This is a genomic window from Vibrio sp. KMM 9700, assembly GCF_058545285.1.
The window spans coordinates 2,106,036-2,133,007 of the sequence record NZ_CM178589.1 but is presented as its reverse complement, the minus strand read 5'-3'; the positions used below and the strand labels follow the sequence as shown (position 1 = coordinate 2,133,007).

25 protein-coding genes are annotated in these 26,972 nt (G+C 40.9%); 9 read left to right on the top strand and 16 right to left on the bottom strand.

Annotated features, from left to right (window positions below; all coding sequences use genetic code 11):
- Positions 1-118: 118 nt before the first annotated feature.
- The 4 genes from dinB to AC2VOY_RS09495 form a co-directional block, all read right to left on the bottom strand.
- Positions 119-1,177, bottom strand: a complete 1,059-nt coding sequence (gene dinB / locus AC2VOY_RS09510; RefSeq protein WP_491831098.1) for a DNA polymerase IV — start codon at positions 1,175-1,177, stop codon at positions 119-121.
- A gap of 137 nt (positions 1,178-1,314) precedes the next feature.
- Positions 1,315-2,667, bottom strand: coding sequence for a NosD domain-containing protein (locus AC2VOY_RS09505; RefSeq protein WP_491831097.1), 1,353 nt, complete (start codon positions 2,665-2,667; stop codon positions 1,315-1,317).
- A gap of 16 nt (positions 2,668-2,683) precedes the next feature.
- Positions 2,684-4,384, bottom strand: coding sequence for a GH32 C-terminal domain-containing protein (locus AC2VOY_RS09500; protein ID WP_491831096.1), 1,701 nt, complete (start codon positions 4,382-4,384; stop codon positions 2,684-2,686).
- A gap of 74 nt (positions 4,385-4,458) precedes the next feature.
- Positions 4,459-5,475, bottom strand: coding sequence for a LacI family DNA-binding transcriptional regulator (locus tag AC2VOY_RS09495; protein ID WP_491831095.1), 1,017 nt, complete (start codon positions 5,473-5,475; stop codon positions 4,459-4,461).
- 476 nt (positions 5,476-5,951) lie between these two features.
- On the opposite strand from AC2VOY_RS09495, the gene AC2VOY_RS09490 reads away from it, so the two are divergent.
- Positions 5,952-7,337, top strand: a complete 1,386-nt coding sequence (locus AC2VOY_RS09490) for an MFS transporter (protein ID WP_491831094.1) — start codon at positions 5,952-5,954, stop codon at positions 7,335-7,337.
- Positions 7,338-7,437: 100 nt separating this feature from the next.
- On the opposite strand, the gene nqrM is transcribed toward AC2VOY_RS09490, so the two are convergent.
- From nqrM to bolA, 9 genes are all read right to left on the bottom strand, one after another.
- Positions 7,438-7,671, bottom strand: a complete 234-nt coding sequence (gene nqrM, locus AC2VOY_RS09485; RefSeq protein ID WP_491831093.1) for a (Na+)-NQR maturation NqrM — start codon at positions 7,669-7,671, stop codon at positions 7,438-7,440.
- Between the two features lie 13 nt (positions 7,672-7,684).
- The gene (locus tag AC2VOY_RS09480; protein WP_491831092.1) at positions 7,685-8,722 is read right to left on the bottom strand and encodes an FAD:protein FMN transferase; all 1,038 of its coding nucleotides are present in this window, start codon (positions 8,720-8,722) and stop codon (positions 7,685-7,687) included.
- Positions 8,723-9,260: 538 nt separating this feature from the next.
- A complete protein-coding gene (gene nqrF, locus AC2VOY_RS09475; RefSeq protein WP_491831090.1) occupies positions 9,261-10,487 on the bottom strand; it encodes an NADH:ubiquinone reductase (Na(+)-transporting) subunit F in 1,227 nt (408 codons plus the stop codon).
- Positions 10,488-10,518: 31 nt separating this feature from the next.
- Positions 10,519-11,115: an NADH:ubiquinone reductase (Na(+)-transporting) subunit E gene (gene nqrE / locus AC2VOY_RS09470; RefSeq protein ID WP_491831089.1), complete on the bottom strand. Its 597-nt coding sequence runs from the start codon at positions 11,113-11,115 to the stop codon at positions 10,519-10,521.
- A 7-nt stretch (positions 11,116-11,122) separates the two neighbouring features.
- A complete protein-coding gene (locus tag AC2VOY_RS09465) occupies positions 11,123-11,755 on the bottom strand; it encodes an NADH:ubiquinone reductase (Na(+)-transporting) subunit D (RefSeq protein ID WP_491831088.1) in 633 nt (210 codons plus the stop codon).
- Positions 11,755-12,534 (bottom strand): Na(+)-translocating NADH-quinone reductase subunit C, encoded by a 780-nt coding sequence (locus tag AC2VOY_RS09460; protein WP_491831087.1) that lies wholly within the window; start codon positions 12,532-12,534, stop codon positions 11,755-11,757. Before AC2VOY_RS09460 ends, AC2VOY_RS09465 begins: the two co-directional genes overlap by 1 nt.
- Positions 12,524-13,768, bottom strand: coding sequence for an NADH:ubiquinone reductase (Na(+)-transporting) subunit B (locus AC2VOY_RS09455; RefSeq protein ID WP_491831086.1), 1,245 nt, complete (start codon positions 13,766-13,768; stop codon positions 12,524-12,526). Before AC2VOY_RS09455 ends, AC2VOY_RS09460 begins: the two co-directional genes overlap by 11 nt.
- A 3-nt stretch (positions 13,769-13,771) precedes the next feature.
- The gene (locus AC2VOY_RS09450) at positions 13,772-15,112 is read right to left on the bottom strand and encodes a Na(+)-translocating NADH-quinone reductase subunit A (protein WP_491831085.1); all 1,341 of its coding nucleotides are present in this window, start codon (positions 15,110-15,112) and stop codon (positions 13,772-13,774) included.
- Positions 15,113-15,515: 403 nt separating this feature from the next.
- Positions 15,516-15,857 carry a transcriptional regulator BolA gene (gene bolA, locus AC2VOY_RS09445; protein WP_491831084.1) on the bottom strand — a complete coding sequence of 114 codons (342 nt, stop codon included), beginning with the start codon at positions 15,855-15,857 and terminating at the stop codon, positions 15,516-15,518.
- Positions 15,858-15,994: 137 nt separating this feature from the next.
- Between bolA and AC2VOY_RS09440 the strand changes: the two genes are divergently transcribed.
- The 8 genes from AC2VOY_RS09440 (at position 15,995) to AC2VOY_RS09405 (ending at position 23,889) form a co-directional block, all read left to right on the top strand.
- Positions 15,995-17,155 carry a methyltransferase gene (locus AC2VOY_RS09440; RefSeq protein ID WP_491831082.1) on the top strand — a complete coding sequence of 387 codons (1,161 nt, stop codon included), beginning with the start codon at positions 15,995-15,997 and terminating at the stop codon, positions 17,153-17,155.
- A 30-nt stretch (positions 17,156-17,185) separates the two neighbouring features.
- The gene (locus tag AC2VOY_RS09435) at positions 17,186-17,758 is read left to right on the top strand and encodes a YajG family lipoprotein (protein WP_491831081.1); all 573 of its coding nucleotides are present in this window, start codon (positions 17,186-17,188) and stop codon (positions 17,756-17,758) included.
- Positions 17,758-18,327 (top strand): peptidylprolyl isomerase, encoded by a 570-nt coding sequence (locus AC2VOY_RS09430; RefSeq protein ID WP_491831080.1) that lies wholly within the window; start codon positions 17,758-17,760, stop codon positions 18,325-18,327. The genes AC2VOY_RS09435 and AC2VOY_RS09430 overlap by 1 nt, the downstream gene beginning before the upstream one ends.
- Positions 18,328-18,453: 126 nt before the next feature.
- A complete protein-coding gene (locus AC2VOY_RS09425; RefSeq protein WP_491831079.1) occupies positions 18,454-19,800 on the top strand; it encodes an AmpG family muropeptide MFS transporter in 1,347 nt (448 codons plus the stop codon).
- 411 nt (positions 19,801-20,211) lie between these two features.
- Complete coding sequence (locus AC2VOY_RS09420; RefSeq protein WP_491831078.1) at positions 20,212-21,039, top strand: nucleoside-specific channel-forming Tsx family protein; 828 nt, start codon at positions 20,212-20,214, stop codon at positions 21,037-21,039.
- Between the two features lie 122 nt (positions 21,040-21,161).
- Entirely contained in the window at positions 21,162-22,031 is an 870-nt protein-coding gene (locus AC2VOY_RS09415; RefSeq protein ID WP_491831077.1) for a ketopantoate reductase family protein, read from the top strand.
- Between the two features lie 12 nt (positions 22,032-22,043).
- Entirely contained in the window at positions 22,044-22,646 is a 603-nt protein-coding gene (locus AC2VOY_RS09410; RefSeq protein WP_491831075.1) for a DJ-1 family glyoxalase III, read from the top strand.
- Between the two features lie 28 nt (positions 22,647-22,674).
- On the top strand, positions 22,675-23,889 hold the full coding sequence (locus tag AC2VOY_RS09405; RefSeq protein ID WP_491831074.1) for an aminotransferase class V-fold PLP-dependent enzyme: 1,215 nt from the start codon (positions 22,675-22,677) through the stop codon (positions 23,887-23,889).
- Here AC2VOY_RS09405 and AC2VOY_RS09400 read toward each other — a convergent pair.
- From AC2VOY_RS09400 to mltA, 3 genes are all read right to left on the bottom strand, one after another.
- On the bottom strand, positions 23,886-24,302 hold the full coding sequence (locus AC2VOY_RS09400) for a SufE family protein (RefSeq protein WP_491831073.1): 417 nt from the start codon (positions 24,300-24,302) through the stop codon (positions 23,886-23,888). The genes AC2VOY_RS09405 and AC2VOY_RS09400 overlap by 4 nt on opposite strands.
- Before the next feature lie 643 nt (positions 24,303-24,945).
- Positions 24,946-25,755, bottom strand: a complete 810-nt coding sequence (gene tcdA / locus AC2VOY_RS09395) for a tRNA cyclic N6-threonylcarbamoyladenosine(37) synthase TcdA (protein WP_491831072.1) — start codon at positions 25,753-25,755, stop codon at positions 24,946-24,948.
- A gap of 92 nt (positions 25,756-25,847) precedes the next feature.
- Positions 25,848-26,948 carry a murein transglycosylase A gene (gene mltA / locus AC2VOY_RS09390; protein WP_491833066.1) on the bottom strand — a complete coding sequence of 367 codons (1,101 nt, stop codon included), beginning with the start codon at positions 26,946-26,948 and terminating at the stop codon, positions 25,848-25,850.
- Positions 26,949-26,972: the final 24 nt, after the last annotated feature.

Sequence of the window (26,972 nt, the reverse complement as noted above, 5' to 3'; positions counted from 1 at the left end):
ACTAGGGCGATAGAGCGAAGTTAACGCAGTTGCAGCTTCAAGTATGAAGAGTATACATAATTAAATATTTTGGATTTACTCCACATAAGGGCGGTGATAAATGAATCACTGCCCTTTTTTAGATAAGGCTCAGCTGCTGCTTTAACACCTCTGGCTTTAACATCACACTCAATCCAAGTAAACGAATCTCACGCCCTTTTTGCCTTTGCATTACTTCTTCAAGCAATGGATAAAACCCTTTTAAGCTTAGAGAGCTAGCCGTATGCTCAATCGTGGTTTGAGAAAAATCGGCAAACTTCATTTTGATCCCTTGCTTAATTATCGCTTCATCAGCCGTTGCTTTTTGCAAACGTGTCTTGAGTTCCGGGAAAAGCTTGGTGTCAATGATCTGCCAACATTCTTCAAAGGTTTTGATATTCACCTCAAAGGTGCGCTCCACCCCAACAGATTTTCGCTCTCGTACTGGCTCAACTTTACGTTTATCTATGCCGTGACTACGCTGCCACAAAGACTCACCTAAACGCCCAAAATCAGCTAACAGCTGCCTGTAGTTAGCATTTTTTATATCCAAACAGGTATAAAAGCCAGCTTGATTAAGCTTTTCGATACTAACTTTTCCCACGCCGGGGATTTTTTCTAATTTAAGTTTATCTATCTCTTCTTGCACTCGCTCTGGTGGGATCACGGTTAAACCATTAGGCTTATTCATATCTGAGGCTATTTTGGCTAAAAACTTAATCGGCGCGACCCCTGCCGAGGCGGTTAAGTTTAACTCTTGGTATATATCACGTCTGATTGCATCGGCAATATAAGTCGCGCTGCCATATAAATGTGGGCTGTCCGTGACGTCTAAATAGGCTTCATCTAAAGATAAGGGTTCAATAATATCGGTATAGCGGGAGAATATTTCACGAATTTGCTTGGAGATTTCTTTATATACAGACATGCGCCCGGGGACGAGCACAAGGTTGGGGCAAAGTTTTAACGCTTGCGCTGTAGGCATGGCTGAGTGGATGCCAAATTTACGCGCAGCATAATTACACGTACTTAAAACGCCACGTTTATCTGCCGCGCCGCCAACAGCAAGCGCAACATTTCTAAGCTCAGGAAAGTCACGCATTTCTACCGCTGCGTAAAAACAATCCATATCTATGTGAATGATTTTTTGAATAGACATAAGCTTAAATACTGTTTATGGGTACAGTTATTTTAAGCCGTTCTTAAAATTTAAGCCAGTTATATCCTGATATTTTCAACAATAAAAGCCGAGCATTGGGGGACTCGGCTTTTAAAGGTCAAATGAAGGAGTACCAATTAACCTATACTTGGAGTCGGGCGAAATGCATTAACACTTGAATCTAAACTAACTTGCGCCTGCGTGCCAGAGTCCAAAATCGTATTATGTGTTGACTTTGCATCAACCAAAACATTTATAACATCTAGCGCGTCCAGTTTATCAATGGATAATAAGGCGTCCACTTGAGTACTAAAACACGCACTGTTAGAAACATCTTGGGTCACTTTCGTCTCTTCTGTTGTCGCAACAATATGATTGTTAGCAATATAATTTCCTTGGCCTGATACAAGGCGTATCATCACTGGCTTCTCACCAATAGGTTTAAGGTACTGCGCATCAATTGACTCAGAAATATGATTGCCAATAATCGAGTTTTGATTACCATGAATATGGAGTAATCCATAGGCATCATCCAAACCATTGTCATAAGCACGCATGGGCGCCCAAGGTTCACGATCTCTTAAAAAGTGATTCGATGAAACTAAATTCTCAGCACATAAGCCGTCAAAAATAAGCATTCCAGAATAGAAAGAATGGAATCGATTGCTCGTAATGCTTGAGCGTGCCACATTTACAAAATGCACAGAGCTTATTCCGCGTGGGAAAATATTATTCGTTGCAACTAAAATACCGCCAAAGTTTTCCACATAAATGGAGTGTCCTTGGTAACCCGCACCAATCAGGTTATCCGTTATTTTAGATGCCTGACCTGAGCCACGCAATTCAATACAATTACCGCATTCTGCAATAAAGTTATTATGGACTGCCATCGCATCGGTGTGATAACTAACTAAGCCATGCTCAAGATAAATCATCCCCATACCAGTTAAGCGAAACGAGTCATTCGCTGAAGCAATATAGATACCCGTTTTACCATTTACATAAGTATTTTCAGGGTCATTTTTATCTAAGCCATCGTCCACAAAGTGCAAGCCATCAATACAAAAATTCTCAAACTCAACCGAACTCAAGCGTGGGTCGCCATCACGCTGTACATAAAATGCTGCGCCTTTAATTTCATCTTGTGGATCACTCTCAAGATCAACCAGAATACGGCTTCCACCCGGCCACACTTCATGCCAATTTTTCAACTCATCTTGAGGCGTATTAAAACGAATACTTGATGAAGTAAAGCCATGCCCTGAGCCCATAATTTTTAGATAGCTGATATCAATTAAAACTTGCGTCTTTAAGTGATAATCACCCGGTGGAATATAAATCACTGCGCCGGGTTTGCCACCATCATCCACATCAACTTCATTTTGCTTGGCTTTAATATCATCAATCATGCTATTTATCACCTCACCTATATCTTGGTAAGGGTTGCCGATATTCCAATTGGTGACATCATAATAATTATTACTTAACATAGATTTGTTCCTTTTATTACCAAACACTTTTAAAGTTGTTCACTTGGATTAATTTATTATTATCAGCTTGAATGGATAAACTATGGCACTTAGAGAATAAATAACTACGTTTCGTACCACAGACTTCACCATCATTTACAAAAATTTCAATCACTCCTGAATCAAAGATAATGCGTAAATTATCTAATTTATTTAGCCCTTGAGAATAATCTGCTTCTTCATCATTTGGGTGGATAAAGTGAATTTTTCCAGATTTATATTGAATGCTAAATGATTGGTTTTGATCATCTTTAAATGTTAAAGATTCATTATCTTTTAAACCTTGTGAAATCAACACTTCAAATGCTTGACCATTTTTAAATATGTATTCTTTATCCTGAGATAAACTAACTTCATCTTGGTTATCAATTATATTTTGCAGATCAGAAATCGGCCACATGGCTAATTTATTATTCTCATTTATAAATAGTTCGCGAGGAATGGACATTTCACCATTATAAACAGATTGAATTGGCTTGTTCGTCGCCCAGTTATACATCCATGCAATGCCGACTTGACGCTTACCATCATTGAAAGTTTGCAGCGCATAATACTCAGTCGCAAAGTCTAAAACTTGTAGCTCTTTTGAGCTTGGATAAAATACGCCATTATCAAATTCACCAATTAAGGCATATAACAAATTATGACGATTAGTCTTAGGTTCGTGATAACCGACAATACCAAAGATTAAGACCCATTGACCATTTAACTCAAAAAAGTCAGGACATTCGATGCAGCGACCGTCATTTTTGGAGAAATAACTTGGCGCCTTATACAGAACATTACAAAATTCCCACTCATCACCGTCTTCAGAAGTATATTGAAGCACGGCAGGATCACCCTCATGAACCGAGCCTAAAATCATACGATAACAATTAGTTTTATAATCAAACCAAACTTTCGGATCGCGAATATCACAACCTACGCCCTGCGGTTTTGTCGTGATGACTTCTTCAATATTGGTCGCTTTAATGCCTTTTGCATCAATCTTTGCTTTTTTCTGCACTTCGACATAGCCTGAATATAAATCATATGCTGCGCGGCGCTCAGTGTAATAAATTGAAGCTTCACCTTGTGGGTTCACATAAGTCGTGCCTGAGAAAGCACCGCCAGTTGCTCCAAGACGCTCCAAGTTTTGCTCTGGATGGTTAAAAATCGGCAGATGTGTCCAATGTAATAAATCTTTGCTAATTGCGTGCCCCCAATGCATTGGCCCCCATTGGGTATCATTTGGATAATATTGATAAAACATGTGGTAGGTATCGCCAATTTTGCAACAGCCGTTTGGATCATTCATCCAAGCTTTGAAAGGCGAGAAATGCAACTGAGGTCGAAATGATTCACTTTGATACCAAGCCTCCATCTCTCTTTTAGTTAAAAAGCTAATTTCATCTTGGTTGATCTCAAGATAAGTCACACCTTGGATATCTACATCTTCAGGGTGATAAAAATAAGCCAGTGAAACCTCTGCATCAGGGCTAACCTCTAGAGTTAGAGTTTCATCTATGTCATGGCTATATGAGTAAAAATCATAATAATTTACAGCATTGGTAACTTTATAAATAGATCCATCTGCATTTGAAATATTTAATACTTCATCAGTGCTCTGTGGGTTACTAGTTTTTAACCAAAACTCTAACTTAGCACCTTGCTTTATATTTAGGGTTGTTTTATTCATTTTCATCTCATTTTTTTGGATGTGAAAGTTCCTCTACTTTTATTCAAGTAGATCATTTCTATAAAGGTTAAATTTTAAATGCTTTCTATTGTTTTATTTATTCTAAGCGTTGTATTTCTTGTAATAATCCGAGGCATTAATTGAATACACTCTATCATGTCATTTTGATTACTATCTCGAATATGTGAATAAGCAAGCCTTGCTATTTCGCTAATAGGTTGTGTGACGCTGGTAATATTCATTAAATGTGCAATATATGTATCATCAAAACTTACTAATGAGACATCTTCTGGAATGCGCTTTCCTTTCGTATTTAGCTCTTTAATTAAATTAACAGTAAAGACATCGTTATATACCCAAAGTGCGATATGCTCTGATTTTAAATTTATAATTTGTTCGCATACTTGTGAAACATCTTGATTATGATCAATCAGACTCTCGCCCACACCTTTCTCAATTAAAAACACATTCTCATCATTTATTTGAATGCCCTTTGATTGCATCGATTGCTTTAAAACATGAAGCTTTTCATTATCAACAAATTTTTGCCCAATAAAGCCGATATTTGAAAATCCTAAATCGTAAAAATGCTTGGCCACTAAGGTCGCCCCTTTGCGGTAATCAACTAAGATTGAATCAAAAAACTTAGATCTTTGGGTGACCACAACTGTGTTAAGACCACTGCGCTTTATCAAATCGACTAACTCTGACTCATTTTCGGTCGGTACCCAGAAGAGCCCTTCAGCGCCTAAGCTAATCAAGGATTGAACTGCCGATTTTTCAACCTCAGGATCATTCGAGTGCGTTTTAATAATCAAATGCATACCAAAATATTTGGCTTCTTGCTCAAGCGTTGCAACCAATTCATGAAAATGAGGATTCGATAAGTTAGGTAAAATTACCCCTAAAATACCTGATTTTTTGCCATTTAATTGAATTGCACTTTTAGACGGTAAATAGCAGAGCTGATCCATAGCTTGATGGACGAGTTGACGTGTTTCAACCGTTACACTTGGATGATTATTAATCACTCTTGAAACCGTTGCAGTCGACACGCAAGCTAGTTTTGCAACATCTTTTATTGTCGCCATGCTATCACCTTGAATAACTTAATGAATATTGTGATGTAACCTATGTAACGGGTTACATTGTGACGTCATTGTAAGATCTTAATCCATTTAAAAGTAAGAGCTCGATCACATGTACCTTTGTTACAAGGTTACAGTGATTAATATCACAATAAAAACATAAAAAATAAATATATTAAAATCATGAAGTTAAAGGCAATTTTAATCTAAACCTAGCAAGCTGAAAGTTACACCAACAACTAACAAGTGATATTTATCACAAAAAAAATGCAACATGGATGAGCTTAGTGTGTATTTTGTGATGTATGCATATGTATGTTGTAACGGATCTACATGTGATCTAGGTAAAGAAATGCTCTAGATTTGTGGGCTATTCTTAGCTGCAAAACAAACATTATAAAAGTGTCACCTACATAAAAAATAACAACATACATAACATATGTAACCTTTGATCCATATAACGAAAGAGAACCCCTCCTATGTATACAAAAGTTAGACCTCTGACTGTATTAGAAAAAGTCGCTTATGGCTCTGGAGATATGGCAATTAACATCTCTATGATTGCCGCATCTATGTTGATATATATCTTCCACGTACAAGTTGTCGGCATTACACCAATCGATGCAGGTTGGATCTTACTGGTAACGCGCGTGGTGGATGCTTTCTCCGATCCCATCATGGGAACCATAACAGGCAAAGTAAAAACCAAATATGGTCGTTTTCGTCATTGGATAGGTTTAGGCTCAATTCCTTTTGGTATCTCAATTTATCTGATGTTTAGCACGCCACAAAGCACTTATGAAATCAATTTACTTTGGGCGTATGCGACTTATATTGGTAATACTCTAATTTTTACCATGTTAACCATTCCTTATATTTCGTTAGTTGGTGCTATCACTAATGATCCAAAGGAAAGATTAAAAGCCAATACATATCGCTTTACTATGGCGAAAGTTGCTACATTATTGGTGACAACTTTTGTTCCTTATTGGGTAAACTCCAACCCTGATGCGCTTGAAAGCTACCGTTTTGCGTTTAGCATCTTGGCGACGATTTCCTCTGCTTGTTTAATTTTCTGCTGTGTTAACGTTAAAGAACAAGTGGTTATTGAAGACAACTCACCTAAATTTTCGATTCAATTTAAAAGTATCTTAAAAAATGATCAGTGTTTAATTTTAAGCTCAGCTGTTGTTCTACTCTTAATTGGTTTTCTGGTTCGTGGCACCATTGCCTATATTTATGGAACTGAATTTGCAGGTGCGACTGAAGGTTGGGCGATTGCTGTCTTTATGGGAATGTGGTCAGTCGGCGGATTTTTAGCTGCATTCGTTTCAGAGTGGCTAACCAAACGCTTTTGCAAAATAAAAGTATTTGAATACTCTATGTATGTAGCAGCTGTTGCTGGAGTTATCTCATATTTTATGGTCGGAAAGGGTGACTTTGCACTAGCAGTATTCTTCTATTTCTTAACTTGCTTCTTATCCGATATTAATACCCCTATTTTGTGGGCATCAATTACCGAGGCGGCTGACTATGGACGTAAGAAAACTGGTGTAAATGCAGCAGGCTTAACGATGGGTGCAATTTCATTTAGCCAAAAATTAGGTATGGGAATTGCCGGTCCGATAGCAGGTTATACGTTAGATTTCATTGGCTACCAAGCGGATACACAGCTAAGTGATGCCACCTTAAATGGACTTTCAGTAACGATATCCTTTGTGCCTGCCTTCTTCTTTATTTTAACTGGCCTTGTGATCCGTCATTACTTTATTAATAACGATTATTACTATGTCATGATGCGATCGAAAACACTGCCAACGAAGGACGATCTTGCTTCCCAATCAAAAGAGCTTTTACAAGAATAAAGTTAGAAATATAAAACTAATAGGTATAAAAAATGCTTCATCCAAAGCAGCCAAGTTTAAGGGCTAACTTCAGATGAAGCATTTTTATTTGATCTCAAAACTAGATAATACTATCTTGCTTCCACTTATCTAATTTCTCTTGGCGCAATGCAGCTTTGGCTTCACGCTTTTTACGTGCATCACATGGCTCAGGGCAATTACATACCTTGTCGATACCAACGCTACCAAGGCCACCGCAGCTGCCGGATACCGTTTTCTTCTGGAAGATATAACCAACAGCCATGGCTGCAATCACGGCAAGAAATACGCCGAACGTTATCAAATATGTTGCCATCTTAGACTCCTAATTATTCTTTGTTTGCAAGCTTTGCAAAAGCTGTTGATTGATATTCTTTAAACCCATCGTCGGTTTTGACTATCATCAAGGCGGCAATGTTATTTTCCTCTGCGATACGCATGCCTTCAACCTCTCCTAATACCATAAGACCGGTTGCAAGGCCATCTGCGCTCATGCAAGATTTATCTAATACAGTCACCGAGACAACTTTGTTATCAATCGGGTAGCCTGTTTTTGGATTAATGATGTGTGAATAGCGCACGCCATTTTCTTCAAAATAGTTACGATAATCGCCGGAAGTTGCAATCGCCATATCACCAGGTTCAATCACTTCTTGGACGCTGCGTTCATCAACTACTGGTTTTTCAATTGCAATCCGCCATGGGACATTTTTTGAATTTAAGCCTTTTAAGCGAATTTCACCACCAACTTCGACCATGTAATTATTTACCCCAACAGACTCAAGGTAATTGGCAACGACATCCACGCCCCAGCCTTTAGCTATGGTTGAAAGATCCACATAAAGATCATCAATATCTTTAGTGAGTGTATCACCCTCTTCTTTGAGGTGCTCAATTCCAGTTATTTTAAAGCGCTCCTCAAGCTCTTCTTTGCTTGGCGTTTTATCTGGACGAGACTCTGGGCCAAAGCCCCATAAGTTAACTAATGGCCCAACCGTGACATCGAGCGCACCTTCGGTTAGCTTGTTTAAACGAATCGCTTCACGCACAACTGTTGCAGTATCTTCTGAAACCTTGAACGCAAGCCCTGCATCGGCTTGGTTGAATTGGCTTAGCTCTGAAGTGTCACGATAGGTCGACATCTGCGCATTGACTTTTTCAAGGCGATCATAAATGGCTTTTTCGAGATCTTTTTGCTCTGGGACACCGTCTTCGACGATATATTTGACATTATAAGTCGTGCCCATGGTTGGGCCGGTAATGTGAATTTGTGGGCGTAGTTCTTCTTGTTGACCACAAGCACTTAAGAGCAACACGATTGCGCTCATAAGTAAAAATTTGACGCTTTTTATTTTGTTGTAAAACATAGGTCTACCTATATGTTTTGGATAAGTCTGTATTGAAAATATGTTTCGCTCGTTTATCTGTCCAAGCAAGACTTTCTTCGCTTCAAGCGCTAAGTTAGACGACTTGTTATGTGCTATTGCTATGTGTTATTGGGAATTGTATCAGCGCAGCAAAACTCGACGAGCACATGGATGTGCGAGTTAAGCGAACCATGGATGGCTTGGAGCGGTTTTGCGTAGTCGATATAATCCCAATGACACAACAAGCTCACCACCTTTCACTGCTGACACTATTCCCAATAAAGCTATTAGTTATCCCAACAAAGCTATAAGTTAGTGAATACCAATTTACATATTTTCAATAAAGACTCTAAAAACAAAGGCCAGTTACTAAAATCAGTAACCAGCCTATATATATGCTAAAAATAATACTCTAAATACTTGATGATGCAACAAGGCAGCGAAATTATTAGACCCTAGGAGCATATAAGAATATGTGACTAGGGCTAATCATTAAAGCTAACGCAGTTGCCGCTTCAATTATGACGAGTATTGGATATTAGCCGCCGAAGTCATCCAATAAGATGTTTTCATCTTCAACGCCAAGATCTTTCAACATGCCGATCACAGCTGCGTTCATCATTGGAGGACCACACATGTAGTACTCACAATCCTCTGGTGCTTCGTGATCTCTTAGATAGCTTTCATAAAGTACATTATGGATAAAGCCAGTCTTACCTTCCCAGTTATCCTCAGGAAGTGGATCAGAAAGCGCACAGTGCCATTCGAAGTTGTCGTTTTCTGCTGCGAGTTGATCAAAATCTTCAACATAGAACATTTCACGAACAGAACGCGCACCATACCAGAAGCTCATCTTACGTTGAGACTTCAGACGCTTCAATTGATCGAAGATGTGTGAACGCATTGGCGCCATACCAGCACCACCACCGACAAATACCATTTCAGCATCTGTGTCTTTTGCGAAGAACTCACCAAATGGACCTGAAATTGTACACTTATCACCTGGTTTTAGTGACCAGATATAAGATGACATGATGCCTGGTGGCACGTCAGGGTTACTTGGTGGCGGCGTTGCGATACGCACGTTTAGCATGATAATGCCATGCTCTTCTGGGTAGTTTGCCATTGAGTAAGCACGAATAGTTTCATCGTTCACTTTAGACTCATAGCGGAACAAGTTGAATTTATCCCAGTCTTCACGGTATTCCTCTGGAACATCAAATTCAGAGTATTTAACGTGGTGAGCAGGTGCTTCAATTTGAATATAACCACCAGCACGGAAAGGAACTGATTCACCATCTGGAATTTGCAGTTTCAATTCTTTGATGAAGGTTGCTTTGTTATCATTAGAGATAACTTCACATTCCCATTTTTTCACACCAAAGATTTCTTCTGGAAGTTCGATTTCCATGTCAGATTTAACGTTGACTTGGCAAGCAAGACGCTCACCTTCACGCGCTTCACCTTTTGTGATGTGATCAAGCTCAGTTGGTAGAATATCACCACCACCTGATTTCACTTTCACGCGGCACTGACCACAAGAGCCACCGCCACCACAAGCTGAAGATACGAAAATACCAGAGCTAGCAAGTGCGCTAAGTAGTTTACTACCCGCCGCAGTTGTAATTGCTTTTTCTGGATCGCCATTAACGGAGATCGTAATGTCACCTGTTGGTACAAGCTTAGACTTAGCAAATAAGATGATAAGCACTAACGCGAGTACGATCAGAGTAAACATCACGACGCCAAGAAGAATAATGTCCATTGACTAATCCTTATAATTTGGGTTGTTTACCCTAAAGTTGAACACCAGAGAAAGACATAAAGCCTAACGCCATAAGACCAACAGTAATAAATGTAATCCCTAGACCACGAAGACCTGGAGGTACGTCTGCATACTTCATTTTCTCGCGAATACCCGCAAGGGCAACAATCGCAAGCATCCAACCAACACCAGAGCCAAAGCCGTAAACGACTGATTCAGCAAAGTTATAGTCACGTTGAACCATGAAAGATACACCACCGAAGATCGCACAGTTAACTGTGATAAGTGGTAGGAAAATACCTAATGCGTTGTACAAAGGTGGGAAGAAGCGATCAAGCACCATTTCCAAGATTTGTACAAGAGCTGCGATAACACCGATGAAAGTGATGAAGTTAAGGAAGCTTAAATCCACACCCGGCATGATAGCGCCATCTCGAAGCACTAAGTTATAGACTAAGTTGTTGACAGGAACCGCAATGGTTAATACCACGATAACTGCAACGCCTAGACCAAATGAAGTTTTTACTTTCTTTGATACGGCCAAAAATGTACACATACCTAGGAAGAAAGCGAGTGCCATATTCTCGATAAAAATCGAGCGAACCAATAGACTTAGATAATGTTCCATGGTTTGCTTACTCCTTCGCTTCGACTTGTTCTGGTTTAAAGATACGGATAACCCAAATCATGAAACCAATCAGGAAGAAAGCAGACGGCGCAAGTAGCATCAAGCCATTTGGCTGATACCAACCACCATCCGCAACAAGTGGAAGAACTTGCATGCCGAATAGTTTGCCGCTACCTAGTAATTCACGGAAGAAACCAACAGTGATTAGGACAAAGCCGTAACCTAGACCGTTACCAATACCATCAATGAATGACGGAATCGGCGCAGATTTCATCGCAAATGCTTCCGCACGCCCCATTACGATACAGTTGGTAATAATCAAACCAACGAAAACAGAAAGCTGTTTTGATACATCGTAAAGATAAGCACGCAAGATTTGGTCAACCACGATTACAAGTGATGCGATAATTGCCATTTGCACAATAATACGCACACTGCCTGGAATGTGGTTACGAATAAGCGATACGAAAAAGTTTGATAATGCTGTTACAAACATTACCGCTAAAGTCATCACGAACGCAGTTTCTAGCTTAGTGGTTACCGCCAAAGCAGAACACACACCCAAGATTTGCAGTGCAATCGGGTTGTTATCTAGAACCGGCGCTAAGATACTTTTTTTGATCTCTTTTGCGCTAGCCATTATTTGATCTCTCCATTACGAACTTTAGCAAGGAAAGGACCATAGCCCATCTCACCTAGCCAAAAGTCAAACGAATGTTGAACACCGTTACTGGTCAATGTTGCACCAGATAAACCGTCAACACTTGACTGTGACCCTTCAGGAGCGCCGCCTTTAACGACTTTAATTGCTGGCTTACCATTCTCATCAAATAGTTTTTTACCAACAAATTGAGCACGCCATTTCGGGTTCTCAACTTCACCACCAAGTCCAGGAGTTTCACCTTGCTCGTAGTAAGTGATGCCATCAAGTGTATTACCGTCCGTTTCAACCGCAATAAATGCATACATCATAGACCAAAGACCATTACCATGGATTGGCAGAATGTATTTCACTGTCTCGCCGTCTTCTTTCACAAGGTATACAAGGCCCTTGTTTGAACGGTTGATGATTTTCGCCGGATCTTGATCAGCTGGAAGCTTAGTTGATTGCGCAGGATCTTTCGCAGCCACACGTTGGTCAAAGCTTGCCGCTTCTTCTGTTGTGCCTGTGAATTCACCGGTTGCAAAGTCAACTAGACGCGGTTCAATATTCTCACCATAAATTTTAGTGATTTCTTGCGCGTCTGTGGCTTCAAAGCCAGCAACTGAAACAATGTTACTTTGCTTATCAAGCTTAGCGTTAAAGACTTGTTTGTCTTTTAAAGATACCGCAGCTGTTGAAACAACAATTGAACATACAAGGCTCAATCCAATGACAACAGACAGTGTCTTTTTAATACTATCGTTATTACTTGCCATAGCGAGCTTTTCTCCTCTTGATGTTTCTTTCAACTACAAGATTATCAAATAGTGGTGCGAACAAGTTAGAGAACAAGATCGCAAGCATCATACCTTCAGGATATGCTGGGTTCGCTACACGGATCATCACACACATAGCACCGATCAAAATACCGTACCACCACTTACCTTTATTGGTAAATGAAGCCGATACTGGATCTGTTGCCATGAAGATCATACCAAATGCAAAGCCGCCTAGAACTAAGTGCCAATGCCAAGGCATCGCAAACATAGGGTTAGTATCACTACCGATGAGGTTAAAGGCTGTTGCAGAAGCAATCATACCAATCATCACACCAGCAATGATGCGCCATGAAGCAATACGCATGTAAACAATCATTAGGCCGCCAAGGATAAGCATCAAGGTTGATACTTCACCGATAGAACCTGGGATGTTACCTAGGAAAGCGTCCATCCAAGTGATTGCTTCACCTGTTACGTTGTTCACGACTGCGCCAGGACCACTGTGAGCCCATTGGCTAAGCGCTGTTGCACCAGAGAAACCATCTGCTGCTGTCCACACTAAGTCACCTGAGATTTGCGCAGGATAAGCAAAGAATAGGAAAGCACGACCAGCAAGTGCCGGGTTTAAGAAGTTACGCCCTGTACCACCAAAGATTTCTTTTGCAACCACAACACCAAAGGTAATACCTAGCGCTGCTTGCCAAAGCGGTAATGTTGGCGGAACGATTAGTGCAAACAAGATAGAGGTAACAAAGAAACCTTCGTTCACTTCATGCTTACGCACCATACAGAACAATACTTCCCAGAAACCACCGACAATAAAGACTGTCGCATAGATAGGTAGGAAATAAGTTGCCCCAAGCATCATCATGCTGCCCCAACCAGACTCAGCGCCAATGGTGCCGCCAAGCATTTCGGTTAGCCAATAATGCCAGTTGCCATCAATGATCGCAGTTAGTTCTGCGCCTTGATACATGTGGTTTAACGCAACAATCGCTTGGTGACCTGCGTTATACATACCCCAGAACATTGCTGGGAATACCGCAAACCATACCATGATCATGATACGTTTTAGATCATTCGCATCACGCACATGAGAGCGACCTTTGGTCACTGTCCCTGGGGTGTAGAAAAGCGTTGCAGCTGCTTCATACAGCGCAAACCATTTTTCGTGTTTTCCACCAGGCTCAAAATGCGGCTCTAGATCTTCAATAATTTTCTTCAGGCCCATGAATTACCCTTCCTTCTCAATAGTGTCTAGGCATTCGCGAAGCATTTCGCCGTAATCATATTTACCTGGACAAACAAAGGTACATAAAGCTAGATCTTCTTCATCGAGTTCTAATGCGCCAAGAAGCTGAGCACTGTCAGTGTCCCCTGCACATAAATCACGAAGAAGTAATGTTGGTTCCATATCAAGTGGCATCACACGCTCATAGTTACCGATTGGCACCATTGCGCGATCACTACCATTTGTTGTTGTCGTCATATTAAAGACTTGGCCTTTAAATAAGTGACTTAGGAAAGAACGCGTTACAGAGAACTTGTTTTTACCTGGAACAGCCCAACCAAATAGCTCTTTTTCACGACCTTCACGCAAGACAGAAACTTGATTGTGATAACGACCAAGATAAGCATGTGGACCTGCTGCATCTGTACCTTGTAGCACAGAGCCAGAAATCACACGTACTTCACCAGGAAGCAATTCACCTTCAACCATATCGTCAATGGATGCGCCGATATGAGTGCGGATAAGACGTGGCGAATTTACAGCAGGACCGGCTAAAGAAATAACGCGATCTGTGTAAATTTGACCTGTAAGGAAGAATTCACCGAACGCAATCACATCTTGATAACCAATTGTCCAAGCAACGTGCTCAGCAGAAACTGGATATAAGAAATGCATATGCGTGCCAGCAAGACCTGCTGGGTGCGGGCCTTCGAATACATGTTCTTCAACATTTTGAGCCGTTGAGCGAGGAAGGCTTGTGCCCTTCTTACATACATAGACTTTATCTTCAGTGAGACGAGACAAAATATCTAGGCCAGCTTTAAATGCTTCAGCTTTATCATGAATAATCACTTCAGCGTCGGCTGCTAATGGGTTGGTATCCATCGCAGTGACAAAGATAGCCGAAGTTTTTGAATCAATAGCCGGAACCTTGCTAAACGGACGAGTACGCAAAGCAGTCCACACACCTGATTCAACCAATTGAGAAATAATCGCTTCACGATCAAGGCTCACTAGCTGTTCAGCTGTATAGCTATCAAAAGTAATTTGGTCATCACCTGATACTTCAATCACAACAGATTGGAGCACACGTTTTGCACCACGGTTTACTTCAATAACTTTACCGCTTGCTGGAGAAGTGTACTTCACGCCTGGGTTCTTCTTGTCTTCAAAAAGAATCTGACCTTTTTTCACTTCATCATTCACGCGAACATGCATTGTTGGACGCATACCCACGTACTCTTCGCCAAGCAAGGCGACTTTGGTGATGGTTTTACCATCATTAATCACCTGAGTTGGAGCACCCGCAATCGGAAGGTCCAAACCCTTTTTTATTGTAATCATACGCACTTGCACTATTTTATTGAGGAAATAAGATTCTTTTAATTGCCTAGCAGCCGCACGACGCGACTAGTTATTCTTTGAGTTTTATCGCAGATGCAGACAATCAAAATCGAAACATCCATCTTAAAACTACACTGACTAAAAAATAACAAAATTGCTCATTTTACAGTCAACCTAGTCTTAGGGTTGCCTATTCTAACACTTTTTTATGCAATCTTTCTATGCAGATTCGAAAATCTCAGAAAATTTTCCATGTAAATATGGAGTGAGATCTCGTTCAAACTTGCGTGCTATCATAAAATATTATGAAACCAGATAAATTGCCTTTTTTCATTGAGATGCTTTCTTTTACAGCATCTATAATGCGCACTTTTAGCGCAAAAAAACAACTGATTTCACCCGCTTATTTTTTGTGCATCACAGATTCAGTATCCCCGATGCTACCACCTAAACAATTTGGTGAATCTGGCACAGAATTTTGCATGGCTTGCCATTCATCTGGGGTATAAGTATGAATCGCTAATGCATGAATATGATTGGCTAATTCATCAGCTAAAATTTGATTCACACTGCGATGGCGCATAAGCAGGCGCTTACCTTCAAATTCCTTGCTCGCAATCACAACTTTAAAGTGACTTTCAGAGCCTTCTGGGACATGATGCATATAGCTTTCATTTAAAACTTCAAGGTGAATTGGGTGAAGAGATTGAGTAAGTTTTTCTTCAATTTGTTGCGCAATTTTCATTATAACTTCCTATTTATTCACAATACCAAGATAATAAACTTAGGCTTAAGAATAGAAAATGTGATTTTTTAAGTTGAGATTGATTTATCCATGGTAGCATGAGTAAAGTCGTAATAAACCTAAACTAGATAAGCTCCATGAAAACAATTTTAGAAATAGCTGATAAAAAACTAAAGCTTGAACGCTTTCCAAAGCTTCCACAAGAAACCTTGCAGGCATGGGATGCGGGCGATGAATTTATTATCAATCACTTGTGTGAAGAAAATCTCGCGCCGGGTAAAAACATCTTAATTTTAAATGACAACTTTGGCGCGCTGAGTGCTTGGTTTTCATTTGACCATCAAGTGTGGATGCAAACCGATTCTTTTATCTCACACAAAGCTAGTCTAAAAAACTTGCAGCGTAATCAATGTCCTAAAATAAACCTCCTGACCAGCCTTGAAGATATCCCACAAGATATTGACCTAGTTTTGATGCAACTACCTAAAAGTAATCGTATGCTTTGTCATCAGCTAACTTGCTTGCGTCATTCGCTGCCTAAAGGCACCCCACTGATTGCCGTCAATAAAGCTAAAGATATCCACTCTTCAACTCTAAAATTGGTCGAAGAGTATTTTGGCTCTCCTAAAACCTCACTTGCCGTCAAAAAGCATCGTCTGGTTTTTGCCAAAACTGCTGAATCAGAAGCATCTTTTAAAGATCAAGCAACGGAAACCAAATGGTCGGTTGATGACTATAATATGCAGCTGACTAACCTTGCCAACGTTTATTCTGGTGAAAAGCTCGATCTAGGTGGACGCTTTATGCTTGAACAGATCCCAAGCGATCCGAGTGTGCAAGAGATTATTGACTTAGGCTGTGGCAATGGCGTACTGTCGATTCATGCCGCAAGGCAAAATCCACAAGCCAACCTTACTTGTGTAGATGAGAGTTTTATGGCGGTAGAATCTGCCAAACAAAATCTTCATCAAAATTTAAACAAGACTCATTCAAAAGAAAAGTTAGCGCAATTTCAATTTATTGCGAATAATGCATTAGATGGGTTTGCCAAACAAAGCGCTGATCTTATTTTGTGTAACCCCCCATTCCATCAGGGGAACACGATTACCGATCATATCGCTTGGCAAATGTTTAGCGATGCCAAGAAGTGTCTAAAAGATAATGGAAAACTTCTGGTTGTGGGCAATAAACATCTTAAATATGATCAAAAACTAAAACGTTTGTTCGGAAAGCAAGTTTCGCTTATTGCACAAAATAATAAATTTGTTATTTTTGAAGCTATAAAAACATATAACTAAAACAAGAATAAACATAAAAAGGACATTTAGATGAAAAAGTTATTGATGATGCTAGTTTTGGCAAGTTTAACCGCTTGCGCCACCATAACGCCAAGTAACGTAATTTATTTTACGCCAACCGCAACACCGGCGACAGAACAAATCGGTAACGGCAAAAGCTTTACTTTAGTGAGTAAGGATGCGCGTTCAAGTGATAAAATTGCTTTAATTACAGAATCAGATGCGCCAGATATTTCTCTAAATGCTTCGCAAGCTGTGCAAAAAACCTATGAAACAGCACTCTTTCAACAATTTTTATCTCAAGGTTTTCACGTTACCCGTGATAGCAACAATACTGTTTCTATCGTCATCCAAAAAACCTTTGCGAAAGTAACCAAAGGCGAGGTGGATTACACCATAGATGCCGAAGTTGGGCTACAAGTCATCGCCCAATCACCAACAGGCAAACTCGTCAAAACCTATAATGGCTTTGTCAGTCAATCTGGTGCTTTTGATCCTACTCTTTCGGATATCCAGGACGTTTTAAACAAAGCCGCTACACGTGTACTATCTGAAATTGCAGATGATCAAGAACTACAACAATATATGGCGGAGAGATTTTAATGTCGCAACATTTGGTAAAAAAAGCATCCCTAGCAGCGCTTCTCACAGCAAGTTTATTTAGCACGCAAGTATTGGCCGCGCCAGATGCGATTGTTGAAACAAACATAGGCAAATTTACAATTGCATTAGACGCAGAAAAAGCGCCTATCACTGTGCAAAACTTTATTGATTATGCCAAAGCAGGCACTTATAACGGTACAATTTTCCACCGCGTGATCCCAGGATTTATGGCGCAAGGTGGTGGTTTTACACCAGAAATGAACAAAGTACCAACCAATGCGCCGATTAAAAATGAAGCTTCAAACGGGCTTAAAAATGTGACCGCAAGTGTTGCTATGGCGCGCACTTCTGCGCCAAATTCAGCAACCAATCAGTTCTTTATTAATTTTAAAGACAATAGCTTTTTAGACTACACCCCAAGCAACCCAGGTTACGCTGTGTTTGGGCATGTCACAGAAGGCTTTAGCGTGGTTCAAGAAATGGCGACTAAGCCAACCACAATGAAAGGCATGTATCGTGATGTGCCAGTGGAAACCATCGTCATCAATAAAGTGACCATTCAAGAATAAATCAATCACTCTTGAATCAATGTGTAAACGAAGTAAAAAATTGGCTGCTTAGCCTATATAAGTAAAACCAATGAACTCACTCTTTCCCTTTAGAGTGAGTTTTGCGTTAATCCTCAAGGAACCAAAATGCCCAGCCTAACATGGAAACAAACAATACAAAGCTATATGGATAAACGCCTACTCTGGGTGTTTTTACTAGGCTGCTCAAGTGGTTTTCCTTGGGTCTTAATTGGTTCAGCGATGACAGGTTGGCTTTCAGATGCTGGCCTCAATCGCAGTACCATTGGCTATTTTGGCGCCGTTTTCACCGTTTATGCAATTAACTTTTTATGGGCGCCTTTAGTCGATCGCATGCCGATCCCTTTCCTCACACGAAAGTTAGGTCAACGCCGCAGTTGGATCATTATATGCCAGAGCCTGATTTTGCTTGGCACCTTTTTGATTTCTAAACTTGATCCGAGCCATTCACTGCTTTTAGCGAGTATGATCGCCTTGATGATCGCCACCGCATCTGCCACGCAAGATGTCGCCATCGATGCCTTTCGAATTGATAGTTTCTCAAAAGCCGAATCACATAAAATGCCACAAGCTTCTGCCATGGCAGTGATTGGGTGGTGGACTGGCTATTCACTGCCTGGCTACTTTGCCTTTAATTACGCCGATAGCTTTGGCTGGAATCAGGTTTATTTACTCCTTACCTCTTGCTGCGCATTATTGATTTTATTCACTTTATTTGTCGGTGAGCCAAAAACCGCGCGTGAAGCGTTGCAGCACGAGGCTGAAAAACGTCATGCTAAAGTTTTAGATTCAAAAGTGGCTAGCTGGATATCTGTTACCGTGGTTGAGCCTTTCTTAGACTTTTTCCGCCGTAATGGCACCAAGGTTGCATTAACGCTTTTACTCTTTGTCTTCTTGTTTAAGATTGGTGAAGCTTTCTTAGGTCGCATGTCGATTGTCTTTTATAAAGAAGTTGGCTTTAGCAATGAGCAAATTGCTGATTACTCCAAGCTTATTGGTTGGGGCGCGACCATGTTCTTCACTTTTGTCGGGAGTATGTTTAACGTACGCTTTGGCATAGTCAAAGGCTTGATGATTGGTGGTGTGGCGATGGCAAGCTCTAACCTGATGTATGCTTGGATTGCCTCAGTTGGCCCAGATGAGCACCTGCTATTAGCGACAATTTTAGTCGATAACTTTACGACAGCCTTTTCAACCGTCGCCTTTGTGTCCTTCTTAACCGTCTTAACGGGACAAGCTTTCTCGGCAACCCAATACGCTCTACTAGCATCGCTAGGCAACCTAGGGCGCACCACACTTGCTTCCTTTAGTGGCGAACTTGCCGATGCATTAAATAGTTGGCCTTGGTTCTTTATTATCACCGCGCTTATGGTTGTGCCGAGTTTGATTATGCTCTATCGCCTGCGCTTTTATTTTAAAGATATTTTAGATAAAGCCTCAAAGCAAGAGAGTTAAAGGGCTAAATAAACTATTAATAAAGAGCAAGGTGGCGCATGATACCTTGCTCTTTTTTATTTCAGTTTGATAATCTTTTTAAGTTAAAAACCTAAACTTCTCACCACAAAAAGCAAACGATTGCATTTTGCATATTTGAAAAATATTATTTCTACCAACTTCACACTAAAATCATGTTTTGTTCATGCTGATTTCATAAAAAGTTCCATCACCTCACACAAAAACCACACTTTTGTGATGTAGATCAACTAAAAAAGGCAAAAATAACACCAAGGGGGGTTACATAAGCAGCATAAATCCCCTATTATGCGCGCCATTAATTCAACAGAAAACGAGACTTTGCTCCCAAAATAGCAAACGATTTCTTTTTCTTGTTATCTCCTTTTGATTAAAACCTTTAGAGAAAAATAAATGCGCTCACTACCTTTGACTCTTGCTACTTTCGCGACCGCTCTTACTGCTGCGGCTCCAAGCTTCGCTGCTGATTATTCTGATGATATCCATAAGAATGATTATAAGTTCCTTCAGTTTAACTACATGTATGCTCTAAAAGAGAAACCTCTTGCTGAAAATGCAAAGCATGATGGTCATGACTATCTTGAAATGGAATTTGGTGGTCGCTCTGGGTTTATCGATCTATACGGTTATGTTGATGTATTCAACCTTGCAAGTAGTGATCACAGCGATAAGTCTGATACTAGCGATAAAATGTTTATGAAATTCGCACCACGTTTTTCATTAGACGGCATGACAGGCAAAGATCTAAGCATCGGTCCTTTCAATGAGTTTTACATCTCTACTCTTTATAACTGGAGTGGTGACAATGGCAATGTAAACAACTCATTCTGGGGTCTAGGTACTGACGTTATGATTCCTTGGCTTGGCAAAATGGGTCTAAACGTATATGGCCTATATGATATCAACAATAAAGACTGGAACGGTTACCAAATCTCAACCAACTGGTTCAAACCTTTCTACACCTTTGAAAATGGTTCATTCCTTTCTTACCAAGGTTACATCGATTACCAATTTGGTATGCGTGACCGTTATGCAACAAGCAGCAACGGTGGTGTAATGTTTAACGGTCTTTACTGGCACTCAGAGCGCTTTGCTGTGGGTTACGGTCTAAAAGCATATAAAGACGTTTACGGCATCCAAGATGATTACATCCCAACACCAGAAGGTAAGCTAGAGTCTACAGGCTTTGCTCACTACTTCTCAGTAACATATAAGTTCTAATATCCTTCAACTCGAAGTAGATAGAATCATAAAGCGCTGCCTTCGGGTGGCGTTTTTTGTTTTCTATCGATCTCAAAGCTTAGATATGCTGATATCATAGAGCAAATTTATGAGGTTAAATTATGAAAATATCAATCATCGGCGCTGGCGCAATTGGCTCTCTCTTTGGCTGCTCACTCGCCCAAGATTCACATCAAGTTCAATTTCTTACGCGCAAACAAGAAACCGAACTAAAAAGACAGCTTGATGATAACCCTGTGCTAGAGTTCATTGCGAACAATATTGATTTTATTCAAAATTCAGACCTGATTTTAGTGTGCGTCAAAGCGATGCAAGTAAAAGATGCCATCACGCCTTGGCTGACATATATTCCCTCCCAAACACCTATCGTCTTTATCCATAATGGGATGGGCGCTTTAGATAACATCAAGCAAGCACTTGCTAACTTTGATGTTTATTTGGGAACCACAACTCAAGCCGCATTAAAACAAAGCGCGCAAGAAGTAAAATATACAGGGCAAGGCAGTACTTTAATTGGTCACGCATTTAAAACTAGCCACATTGTGCCAGCTTGGATGCAAGTACTCCCTCACACCCAATGGCAAGAAAACATTGAGCTTGCACTTTGGCGAAAACTTGCCATTAACTGCGCAATCAACCCTTTGACAGCTGTATTAAATTGTAAAAATGGCCAACTTTGCCATCATCAAGATAAGCTTTCTATTATTATTCATGAGCTTAGCCAAGTATTTAACCACTATAAGGTTGATATAAGTGAGCAAGTCCTTACTCAAACGATTCTTGATGTAATTCAAGCCACTGCGCAAAACTATTCTTCGATGCATCAAGATATCATGCATCAACGTTTTACTGAGATAGACTTTATTAATGGCTACTTGGTAAAACGCGCGAACCAAGCTAAAATTGCCGTGCCTTATAATCAAGAACTGATTAAGCAGATCAAAGCATTAGAAGCTAACTTCGGACAATAAGGAATCAATCGGATGCAGACTCAAACAAAATATACCGCGCTAGTGCCACTTGCTCCGGGCAGTGAAGAAATGGAAGCTATCACTATTATTGATATTTTGATCCGTGCAGGCTTTGAAGTCACCACGGCAAGCACGGCTGATGATGGTGCTTTGGTCATGAAGGGCTCGCGTAATATAGGTCTAGTGGCAGATTGCAAATTAGTCGATGTGGCAGATAAAACCTTTGATGTGATTGCTCTTCCGGGTGGAAAACCGGGCGCAGAGCATTTTGCAAACCATACCCTGCTGCTTGAAATGCTGCGTCAACATAGCTATGAATCACGCTTAATGGCCGCAATTTGTGCAAGCCCAGCAATAGTTTTAGCTGAAAATGGATTTTATCCAAATGCTTTAATGACTTGCCACCCTGATTTTGTCTCCCTTATTCCAAGTGAGATGTATCGGGTTAAACGTGTGGTCAAAGATGTTAATCACAACCTTATCACTAGCCAAGGACCAGGCACTGCGCTTGAGTTTGCAATGGAGATCGTTACCCACTTTGTAGGCAAAGAAGATGCTTGGAAAATAGCAGAGCCTATGGTGACCTTGCCGAACCTGAATTACCATCAGTTCTAGTTTACCTTTTCACTTATAAGATAAGCCAATGCCAAATTACAAATCTGATTTTCCTGCGCTTTGCCAAGATAATGCGCCCATTTATTTAGATAGCGCAGCAACAAGCCAAAAACCACAAGCAGTTTTAGATGCGATGCGTGATATTTATCAAGCGCCACACGGCAATGTGCACAGAGGTAATCATGGCGTAAGCGCTCAGACAAGCAATCAATTTGAAGCGGCGCGAGAAAAGGTCCAAGATTTTTTAAATGCACCATCTCAACAGTCCATTATTTGGACCCGTGGAGCAACCGAGAGCTTGAATCTTATCGCGCAAAGCTACGGCCGCTCACACTTACAAGCAGGTGATGAAATCCTTATTGGTGAGCAAGAGCATCACGCCAATATTGTCCCTTGGCAGATGATTGCCGAGCAAACTGGCGCAAAAGTTGTGAAAGTGCCAATGCGCTTAGAGACTGGGGCTTGGGATATGAGTGCATTTGAAAGTCTCTTAACTAAGCGAGTAAAAATAGTTGTTTGCGCACATATCACCAATGTCACAGGCTATCGCCAACCGATTGAAAATATTATAGAAAAATCCCATAAAGCAGGTGCTATTTGTGTTGTCGATGGTGCGCAAGGAGTCGTCCACGAAGCGGTTGATGTGACAGCGCTTGATTGTGATTTTTATGTCTTCTCTGCGCACAAACTTTATGGCCCATCAGGCATAGGTGTGCTTTACGGCAAGCCTGAGTTATTAGAAGCAATGCCGCCTTATCAAGGTGGAGGCAAAATGGTCGCAAAGGTTAGCTTTGAAGGCACCACTTATGCCAAAGCCCCTGCAAAATTTGAAGCTGGCACCCCAAATATTAGCGGTGTGGTTGGCCTTAGCGCTGCAATTGATTGGTTTATGCAAATTGGCTATGACGCACAAGCTGCGCACATTGATACGCTTTATCAAGACTTGCGCCAAAAGCTTGAAGCTATTTCTGAGGTAAAACTTATCTTCCCACAAACACATAGCAGTGTTTTAAGTTTGATCTGTGTTGATGAAGATGGTGAAGAAATCCACCCCAATGACATCGCCGCTATGCTAGACAGACAAGGGATCGCCGTACGCGCTGGGCATCATTGTGCCCATCCATTTATGGATGCCCTTAAAATCGAGGGCACATTACGTGTCTCACTTGCATTGTATAACACTAAACAAGATATCGAGACGTTTGTGCTTGGTCTAAAAAAAGCATTGGCAATTTTAAGCTAGTCAACTAAAGCCTGTTGTTTTATTTGCGCCACAATTGCAGCAAGGCCAGTTGCCCTTGAACTGGTTAGCTGTTCTGCTATTCCTAGCTGATTAAAATAACCTTCAAAATCAAACGATTGGATATATTCACTGGTTTGATTTTGAAAGGCTGCTAATACCAAAACAATTAGCCCACGTACGATTCGGGTATTGGAATCTATCTCAAACTGCCAGTTTCCTGCATTTTCTTGATTGGCATACAGCCAAACTTGGGCTTCACAACCACTCACCAATGCTGAGTCTAAACGTTTTTCTGCTGGCATTTTATCTAGCGCTTTGCCCCATAGGATGATCTGACGATATTTATCTTCCCAATTTGGCATTTGGCTCAAGCTATCAAGAGCTTGCTTGGCGCTTTGTGGCAATGTGGACATTTTGCTTTCCGTTTTTAATTAATTGATATGTTTCGTATTAGTAAAAAACTTATCAGCTTTCTTGCTTATGGTTGGTCTGAGCGCAAATCTGTATCAGTGGTAAACAACAAGTATAACTTTTTAGCTCTAAATTCAAAGCTTGCACTGAATCACTCCCTCCTTGCCACCAAGTTAGGCTTGAAATCTGGACTCATTCAAGGAGGGGTTGGGGGAGGTTTTAATCTCGAGGTTTATTTTCAAATCTATTAGATATTCTTACGAACCCCATCTCCGCTTCCCCTTGAATATATCCCACTCACACCTTTAACTCTGCGTGCTAGGGGAAGGACTTATCAGCTTTCTTGCTTATGGTTGGTATGAGTGAAAATACCCATCAGTGATTCCCCTTGAAACGCTCCTACTCACACCTTTAACTCTGCGTGCAAGGGGAAGAACTTATCAGCTTTCTTGCTTATGGTTGGCGTAAGTGAAAATCTATATCAGTGGTAAACAACAAGTATAACTTTTTAGCTCTGGATTCAAAGCTTGCACTGAATCACTCCCCTCCTTGCCACTAAGTTAGCGTTGAAATCTGGAAGCATTCAAGGAGGGGCTGGGGGAGGTTTTAAGTACGCCAAATCAGATTCAGAATAGCCAACTTCGCTTATTTCTTATGCTTTAAAATCAGCTTTTCAAGGATTTTTGCAACCGCAATAAAACCAAAACTTGCCGTGACCACAGTAGCCGCGCCAAAACCTGCTGAACAATCCATACGCTTTACGCCATCAGCGCTTGCTTTCACGCCACAGACAGAGCCATCTGCTTGTGGGTATTTTAGTTGCTCGGTTGAAAACACACATTCAATACCAAATTTACGTTGCGGATTTTTCGGGAAATTATAAAAGCGGCGCAAATTATCTTTGAGCTTCTTGGCCAAAGGATCTTGAATCGTTTTCGTTAGATCAGCCACTTTAATTTGAGTAGGATCGACCTGACCGCCGGCGCCGCCAACTGTGATCACTTTGATCTTACGGCTACGACAAAATGACAGCAACGCAGCTTTTGGCTTTAAGCTGTCAATCGCATCGAGCACATAATCAAATTCGCTCGTGATATATTCTTCTAAATTTTCAGGTGTAATAAAGTCATCAATTAGATTTACTTTGCAATCAGGATTAATCAAAGCAACACGTTGCGCCATGACTTCAATCTTGCTTTCACCAACAGTTTCAATATTGGCATGGATCTGACGATTGATATTGGTCACGCAGACATCATCTAAATCAATCAGAGTCAACTCTCCAATTCCAGAGCGTGCCAAGGCTTCGACCGCCCAAGAGCCGACACCACCAATACCTATCACGCACACATGTGCAGCGCGAAAGATCTCGAGTTCATTTTGACCATACAAACGGCCAATCCCACCAAAACTTTGTTGGTGACGCTCAGATGGAGGAGAAGTTAACTCACGCATAAAATGCCCTGTTTGAAAAAAGAAGAAGATAAAAAAAGAGGACGTATAATACGCCCCCTCTCGGTAAATTTCTAGTTTTGCTTAAATGCTAATTAATGTAGCTTCCAAGCTCGGCCAAAGTGCTGATAATGACCAGAGTCAATACCTGCTTGCTCACCCATACCATAGTAAAGGTCAAAGTGACCACGTTTCACCGCGCCGCCAACATCCAAGACAATCAATAGACGCAGCTCATGTTCGCCAGTCCACTTACCTTTTTTATCCAAAATTGGCACTTCGGCTAAAATTGGCGTCCCCATTGGGAAGAAGCGTTTGTCACCCGCAACCGCTGCCATAGGTAAAAGCGGAATACCTGCCGCGCCTTTAACTTTAGCATCACCCTGATTTTCAAAGAAAACATAAGAGCGGTTCATTTCCATTAAGCGGCGACCTTCCGCTTCGCTGTGTGAATCCACCCAATCTTTAATTGCTTTTAAAGAGATGTCTTCTTTGGCAACTTCACCAGCTTCCACTAATTTACGGCCAATACTTGTGTAGCCATAACCGTTTTTACCTGCATAAGCAAAATAATCTAGCTCGTCAGTATCCCCAAAGTGCACAAAGCCACTGCCCTGAACTTCCATCAAAAATGGGTCAATTAAGTTAGATGCATAGCCTAGCTCTAAACCTTTACCAGCCAAGGCTCCATCATAAATCTGTGCACGCGTTGGGCACCCGCCTCGACCCGCGCAATAAGGCTTACGGTAGACTGGGTATTTAAATTTACGATCTGGCTTGTGGCGCATTTCAATCACAGGTGAGAAATAGCCTGTATATAAAACGTTACCTTCTTTATCCGCACCCACGACTTGCTGAGTTTGAATGCCAAATTCTTGTAGCTTGGCAGGATCGCCACTTTCTTTTTGCCAATAGCGAATCTTATTATAAAGGTTTTGATATTGCCCACGCAGTCTTGAAGACCCGTACTCAACTTCTTTGGCTTGCGCATCAAAGGTATCAAAATTACGATCTGCTTTTGAATAGACAGTACCGACTGTTTGTAATTGCGCTGGAGAGTTCACGTCAAACTTACCAACATCTAAATATTGCTGCCCCATTGGACCTGTTGCCGTCGTTGGCACTGTCGGGATAGTTCCCGGCGTGACTTCAGGATTGCTTGAACAAGCTGATAATCCAGCACTCACAATAAGCATCGCCAAAGAGATGATTTTTTTATT